Below are 1,391 nucleotides of genomic sequence, written 5' to 3'. Positions count from 1 at the left end.
GGTACGAATGCTCATTTGATTTTGGAGGAGGCTCCTGTGGTGGGGGAGTCTGTTTCTGTTGGTGGTGTCGGTGATTCGGTGGTGGTGCGGGGGCTTCCGGTGGTTCCGGTGGTGTTGTCGGGTAGGTCGGAGGTGGCGTTGCGGGCGCAGGCTGATCGTCTTCGGGGTGTTTTGGGGGGTGCGCGGTTGGTGGATGTTGGGTGGTCGTTGGTGTCGACGCGGTCGGTGTTTGATCGTCGGGCGGTGGTTTTTGGTGCTGATTCTGTGGTTGTGGATCGTGGGTTGGCGGCTGTGGCGTCGGGTGATTTTGGTGTGGGTGGTGTGGTGTGTGGGGGGTCGGGTGGGTTGTCGGGTGGTCGGGTGGTGTTTGTGTTTCCGGGTCAGGGGGCGCAGTGGGTGGGTATGGGTGCGCGGTTGATGGATGAGTCGTCGGTGTTTGCTGAGTCGATGGTGGAGTGTGCGGGGGTGTTGTCGGAGTTTGTGGATTGGGATTTGGTGGAGGTGGTGCGTGGTGGTGGGGTGGATGTGTTTGGTCGGGTTGATGTGGTGCAGCCGGTGTCGTGGGCGGTGATGGTGTCGTTGGCGCGGTTGTGGCGGTCGGTGGGTGTGGTGCCGTCGGCGGTGGTGGGTCATTCGCAGGGTGAGATTGCGGCGGCGGTGGTGGCTGGTGTGTTGAGTTTGTCTGATGGTGCGCGGGTGGTGGCGGAGCGGTCTCGGGTGATTGGTCGGGTTTTGGCGGGTCCGGGTGCGATGGCGTCTGTTGCGTTGCCGGTGGCTGAGGTGGAGTCGAGGCTTGTGGGGTTTGGTGGTGGGTTGGGTGTGGCGGCGGTGAATGGTCCGTCGGGGACTGTTGTTTCGGGGGATGTGGGTGCGGTGGTGGATTTTGTGGCGTGGTGTGAGGGGGAGGGGGTTCGGGCGCGGAGGATTCCGGTGGATTATGCGTCGCATTCTGTGCGGGTGGAGGCTGTTGAGGCTGAGTTGTTGGAGGTGTTGGCGGGGGTGGTTCCGCGTCGGGGGGAGGTGCCGTTTTATTCGACGGTGGAGGCTGGTGTGGTGGATGGTGTTGGTTTGGATGGGGGGTATTGGTATCGGAATTTGCGGCAGCGGGTGTTGTTTGGTGAGACTGTGGGGCGTTTGGTGGGGGATGGGTTTTCGGGGTTTGTGGAGTGTAGTGCGCATCCGGTGTTGGTGCCGGGTGTGGAGGAGACTGTTGGGTTGGTGGGTGGTGGGGATCCGGTTGTGGTGGTGGGGTCTTTGCGGCGTGATGATGGTGGGTTGGATCGGTTTTTGGTTTCGGTGGCGGAGGCTTTTGTTGGTGGGGTTGATGTGGATTGGGGTGCGGTGTTTGCTGGTGTTGGGGGTCGGGTGGTTGATTTGCCTACGTATCCTTT

The 1,391-nt window shown here is 61.8% G+C and carries 1 protein-coding gene; it reads left to right on the top strand.

Annotated elements, in window-relative coordinates; genetic code table 11:
- Positions 1-39 precede the first annotated feature (39 nt).
- Positions 40-1,391, top strand: a 1,352-nt coding sequence (locus ACFHWS_RS28440) for an acyltransferase domain-containing protein (RefSeq protein WP_416569573.1), incomplete at its 3' end; no start/stop codon positions are given.

Source organism: Micromonospora sp. LOL_013 (assembly GCF_048060315.1).
Classification (GTDB): domain Bacteria; phylum Actinomycetota; class Actinomycetes; order Mycobacteriales; family Micromonosporaceae; genus Micromonospora_E.
The sequence above is the reverse complement of the archived record's forward strand: the minus strand, read 5'-3'. Positions and strand labels throughout refer to the sequence as shown.